The organism is Synechococcus sp. H55.9 (assembly GCF_047462355.1).
Classification (GTDB): domain Bacteria; phylum Cyanobacteriota; class Cyanobacteriia; order Thermostichales; family Thermostichaceae; genus Thermostichus.
In genome coordinates this window covers 5,959-11,211 of sequence record NZ_JANSJB010000076.1, presented here as the reverse complement: position 1 = coordinate 11,211, position 5,253 = coordinate 5,959, and the positions used below count along the sequence as shown (strand labels likewise).

The window sequence follows — 5,253 nt, the reverse complement described above, 5'->3', positions numbered from 1 at the left end:
AGCTACGTCATCTTGGAAATTTTGACTCTGGGCACCTACCTGTTGGTGGGCCTTTGGTTTAACCAGTCGCTGGTGGTAACAGGGGCGCGGGATGCTTTTCTGACCAAGCGCATTGGCGACCTGTTGCTCTTGATGGGGGTCATCGCCATCTACCCCCTGACGGGATCCTGGGAGTTTGAGGACTTGACGGCTTGGGCAAAGTCGGTGCAGGCAGGAGCTATCTCTGTGGATCCGACCTTGATCACTTTGGCGGGGCTGGGGTTGTTGGCTGGCCCGGTGGGCAAGTGTGCCCAGTTCCCCCTGCACCTGTGGCTGGATGAGGCGATGGAGGGGCCGATCCCGGCCTCGATCTTGCGCAACTCGGTGGTGGTGGGCACGGGAGCTTGGGTGTTGATTCGCCTGCAACCGCTCTATGCTCTTTCCCCAACCGTGCTGGAAGTGATGCTGGTGATCGGGGCACTGACGGCAGTGGGAGGAGCCTTCGTGGCCCTGGCCCAAATCGATGCCAAGCGGGCCTTGTCCTATCTGGTGAGCGCCTACATGGGCTTGATCTTTGTAGCGGTGGGCACAGGACACACCCAACAAGCCTACCAACTGCTGCTCACCTATGCGCCGGCGATGGCCTTGCTGGTGATGGCGCTGGGTATGGTGATCTGGAACAGCATTACCCAGGATCTGCGCTACCTGGGGGGCTTGTGGTCGCGGCGGCCTATCTCCGGCCTGTGCTTTTTGACGGGGATGGCCGGGATCATCGCCTTGCCCCCCTTCGGCTCCTTCTGGGTGTTGACGGATCTGTGGCAGCAGTTGGCGCAATCGGGGCAGGGGCTGTGGGCGGCAGTGGTGCTGGTTACCAATGCGGTGACGGCGCTGGGGCTGACGCGGGTCTTCGGCCTGGTTTGGGGGGGTAAGCCGCAGCAGATGAGCGAGCGTTCCCCAGAGGTGCATTGGCCAATGATGTTGCCCAGCACAGTCACCATGGGAGTGGCGCTGCACATGCCCATGATCCTGGCGGCGCTGGATCTCATTCCCGTCCTAGAAGGGATCCCCGTTGGAGTGATGACGGGATCCAGCTTGGCGGGCATCGCCTTGGGAGCCTGGCTGTACCTACCGCGGGAGCGGCGGCCGGTGGACTGGGCTTTCTTGGCCGACTGGCAGGATCTGCTGGCCAACGATTTCTACACTTCCAAGCTCTACCGAGCCAGTGTGGTGTTTTTGGTGCGCATCATCTCTGATGTCACGGCTTTCTTTGATCGCTACGTGGTGGACGGCTTGGTGAATTTGACCAGCTTGGCGGTGCTGGCAGGCGGCCAAGTCCTGAAATACACCACCTCCGGCCAGTTGCAGGCCTATGTGCTGACCATTGTGGTGGGGGTGGCCCTGCTGGGCTGGCTCATTCTCTAGGCTTGGGTGGTGGCAGGACGGAGTCCTTAGAAAAGAGGAAAAAGACGATGCTGAGTGCCTTGATTGTGTTGCCGATTGTGGGATCCCTGCTCCTGTTCCTGGGCTTGGGCGGGCGAAAGCTGGCGGTGGTCTTGGCCGCGATCCCGCTGGCCATCTCCCTGCTCCTATTTACCCGCTTCGACTTGCAGGCGACCGGCTTGCAGTGGGAGCAGCGGTGGGATTGGATCCCGCCAATTGGGCTGAGCTACTCCCTGGGCTTGGATGGGCTGTCTTTGTTGATGGTGGCCCTGAACGGGCTGCTCACCCTCATCGCCATTCTGACGGCGGAGCCGGAAGTGAAGCGGCCCAATCTCTTTTACGGCTGCATTCTGCTCATGAGCGGGTCGGTCAACGGGGCTTTTGCCGCTCAGAACCTGCTCTTGTTTTTCCTCTTTTACGAGCTGGTGCTGATCCCGATCTACCTGCTTATTTCCATCTGGGGCAGCCCCAAGCGGGATTACGCCGCCATCAAGTTTTTGATTTACACCGCTGTCTCTGCCATCTTCCTGTTGGGGGCGTTTTTGGCCATCTACTGGCTAGGGGATCCCCATACCTTTGAGCTGGCCGAGGTTCGCATTAGCTCTCTGGGCCCTGCTGCCCAAACCCTGACACTCTTGGCGTTGATTGTGGCTTTTGGCATCAAGATGCCGCTGGTGCCTCTCCACACCTGGCTGCCCGACGCCTACGGCGAGTCTTCGCCGCCGGTGGCGATCCTGCTGGGTGGGGTGCTCTCCAAGTTGGGCACCTATGGTCTGTTTCGCTTTGGGCTGCAGTTGTTTCCCCAAGCTTGGGCCGATCTGGGCGGGATCCTGGCCTGGTGGGGGGCCATTGCTGTGCTGTCGGGGGCTCTGGCGGCCATCGCCCAAAAAGACATCAAGCGCATGGTGGCCTACAGCTCCATTGGCCATATGGGCTATATCCTGCTGGGCATGGCGGCGGCCACACCGATTAGCCTGACGGGGGCGATGGTGCAGATGATCTCCCACGGCCTGATTTTGGCGCTGCTGTTTGATCTGGTGGGCCTGGTGGAGCGCAAGGTGGGAACGCGGGATCTGGACGTGCTCAACGGCCTGCTCAATCCCCTGCGCGGCCTGCCCACCGTGAGTGCCCTGCTGATTTTGGGCGGCATGGCCAGCGCCGGGATCCCGGGCTTGGTGGGCTTTGTGGCGGAGTTTTTGATCTTCCAGGGCAGCTACCAAGATTTTCCCTTGCCCACCTTGATCAGCATCTGCGGCACCGGCTTGACGGCGGTGTATTTTGTAATCCTGCTCAACCGCACCTGCTTCGGCAAATTGGACAACCGCACCGCCTACTACCCACGGGTGCAAGGTTGGGAGCGGATCCCGGGCTTTATCTTAACTGCCTTGATCGTCTGGTTTGGGATCCAGCCTATGAACCTGGTGAAATGGCCGCAACCGTTGGCGTTTACTCTATCCACCCAGGTGGCTCAGGCCCAAACCCTCATCCTGGCCTCAGCCGGTGACTTTGCCCATTCTCCCTAGGTCACCTTCTCTGGAGGCGACCAAAGCAATCGGAGAACTTCCAGGAAGCGTCCAAGACCGAATTGAGATCTCGACGCATAGCCTCAAGGATCCAGAGCTTTTGAAGAGTTGGAGACTTCTTCCATGACGACAACCCTCACAACCCGCAAGCTTCCCCCTTCTACCCACCCTTTTGCGGATGTAGTCCACCGCCTCGAAGCGGGGGGATCCATGCTGCCGGATACGCCGGAAAACCTGATGCAAATTATCGGCCTTTACAAAGCCTATGCGGTGCCGATGGACTTCTACTGGCGGGATCTGCTCTACATTGCCGAGCAGGTGTTTGTGGATCCCTTGCCCTTTTTTAAGTTCATCATTCCCGAAGAATACCTAAAGCTGGCCAACCACTACGCGGGAGATAATGCAGATTTGCGCATTTGGCGCGGCCCCGCCACGGCCCACCCGGAACTTCTGGAGTTCATGGAAAAAGGGGAGCTCAAGCGCAAGCTGCCGCGGATTTTGCATCACCTCTGGCATGACCGCATCAACATGGAATTTGCTGAAGAATGTATGCGGGCCATGCTCTGGCACCGGGATATGGGGGGCCTGTTGGATCCCTATATGGATTCCGAGGAATACAAACAAAATGCCGACCGCGCCATCCGCGCCTACTGTCAGGGTAATCCTCTCTTGACCGGCCTGTACAAGCTCTTTCCAGACATGTTTCTGGAACTTTGCCGCCAGGCCACCATGTATTCGGTGCTGGGCCTGTTTTGGGAGATTATGGCCCCCGTCTTTTTTGAGATGAGCGACCTCTACGACGAGGGCAAAATCACCAGCGTGCCGGAGGCAATGAACTTTTTGGTCAACGGGATCTTCGCCATTGCCGGGCGGCCCATCTACCACCGGGTGCGCATTCGCGGGGAATGGTACGATATTGTGCCCAAATCCAAGGGATTTACCTGGCTCTACGAGGCGGCTTTCCCCTACGTAGAGGCCGTGTTCTATCGCACCTCTCCCTTCCGCGGCACCAAGTCCTACAACGCCCAGGCCAACGAAGTTCCCACCAACCAGTTGGACTTCCACTATGGGATCCTCTACGCCGACAAGTTTCCGGTGGCCACTGCTGGGATCCCGCCGACGCTTTTGCACCAGGATATGTACCACTTTTTGCCCCAGTATTTGGTGGAGTATTACCGCAAGCATTGCCGCGGCGAAGATGACATGCTGATCCAGCTTGGGATCAGCTTCCAGCGCTCCATGTACAACGTTACCTCAGCCGTGATCCAGGCGGGGAGGGCAGCTTTTCTCTATCCTTTGGACGATCCCAATCCGCGGCATTTGATGATGAACCGCCGTTATTTTGAGGGACAACTCAATCGCTTCACCCGACCAGAATACGGGATCCGAGAAGCAGCCCGCCTGTCCTACATTCAGGATCAGAACTATCGCTAGCCGACTTCAAGTGCCAGGCATTGACCCTTCCCCTTCTCGATTGTGTCCAGGCTAGGTAGCTCTGCAACTGCCTGTTTCTTTGGCTTTCCTATCATCCCAACTTTCAGAAAATAAGGATCTCGGCCATGCCTGATATTGTCGATATTGCCGTTTCTGCTGAGGGTTTCTCCACCCTAGTTACAGCCGTGAAAGCGGCAAACTTGGTGGATACTCTGAAAAGCCCCGGCCCCTTTACGGTTTTCGCCCCCACGGATGCAGCTTTCGCCAAGTTGCCCCCCGGCACCATTACCACCCTGGTGCAAAACATCCCCCAACTGACCCGCATCTTGTGTTACCACGTGGTGCCCGGTCGCCTGAAAAAGGCAGATTTGGCCAAGTACCAGAGCGTGGGCTCAGTAGAGGGATCCCCCATCGATCTGTTTATCGAAGGGGATGTGTTTGAAGTGAACAATGCCACCGTTATCCAGGCGGATATCGAAGCCGACAACGGCATCATTCACGTTATCGACACGGTGATCCTAATGCGGCCCCACTGGTTCTGGCCGATTATGAACTCTGCCTTGACTGCCTCGGCCAGAGGATAAACGGATCCATACCAAATCCTGAGTGCGGGTTGGGGAAAGTGTCCTTGTGAACACTCTCCCCAGCTAGAGGTTCTTGCTCTGCGTATCTCCTCACCTTCATAGGGTGAGGGTTTCGCCGGCAGCAATGTCGCGCTCTTTACTCCACCCGCAGATGAATCCGAAGCTTGTACTCGTCTGGCCCAATTCTCTGACTGAGGAGCTTTTCTCTATTTGAGGATGGAGCTTAGCGGACTCGAACCGCTGACCCCTTCAATGCCATTGAAGTGCTCTACCAACTGAGCTAAAGCCCCAGG

Annotated in this window: 4 protein-coding genes and 1 tRNA gene; 4 read left to right on the top strand and 1 reads right to left on the bottom strand. The window is 57.8% G+C overall.

Features of this window, described 5'->3' with window-relative positions:
• The 4 genes from NW857_RS09980 to NW857_RS09965 all read left to right on the top strand — a co-directional run.
• Positions 1–1,401, top strand: a 1,401-nt coding sequence (locus tag NW857_RS09980; protein WP_414368837.1) for a proton-conducting transporter membrane subunit, incomplete at its 5' end; no start/stop codon positions are given.
• A 47-nt stretch (positions 1,402–1,448) separates the two neighbouring features.
• A complete protein-coding gene (locus NW857_RS09975; RefSeq protein WP_414333021.1) occupies positions 1,449–2,942 on the top strand; it encodes an NADH-quinone oxidoreductase subunit M in 1,494 nt (497 codons plus the stop codon).
• 123 nt (positions 2,943–3,065) lie between these two features.
• On the top strand, positions 3,066–4,376 hold the full coding sequence (locus NW857_RS09970) for a CO2 hydration protein (protein WP_414333019.1): 1,311 nt from the start codon (positions 3,066–3,068) through the stop codon (positions 4,374–4,376).
• Positions 4,377–4,501: 125 nt separating this feature from the next.
• Positions 4,502–4,960, top strand: coding sequence for a fasciclin domain-containing protein (locus NW857_RS09965; protein WP_414333017.1), 459 nt, complete (start codon positions 4,502–4,504; stop codon positions 4,958–4,960).
• Between the two features lie 217 nt (positions 4,961–5,177).
• Here NW857_RS09965 and NW857_RS09960 read toward each other — a convergent pair.
• A tRNA-Ala gene (locus NW857_RS09960) sits at positions 5,178–5,250 on the bottom strand.
• Positions 5,251–5,253: the final 3 nt, after the last annotated feature.

What these genes read in the sequence shown, in the direction of transcription:
- NW857_RS09975 (WP_414333021.1), top strand. Translation starts at nt 1,449, where the DNA reads ATGCTGAGTGCCTTGATTGTGTTGCCGATTGTGGGATCCCTGCTCCTG.
- NW857_RS09970 (WP_414333019.1), top strand. Translation starts at nt 3,066, where the DNA reads ATGACGACAACCCTCACAACCCGCAAGCTTCCCCCTTCTACCCACCCT.
- NW857_RS09965 (WP_414333017.1), top strand. Translation starts at nt 4,502, where the DNA reads ATGCCTGATATTGTCGATATTGCCGTTTCTGCTGAGGGTTTCTCCACC.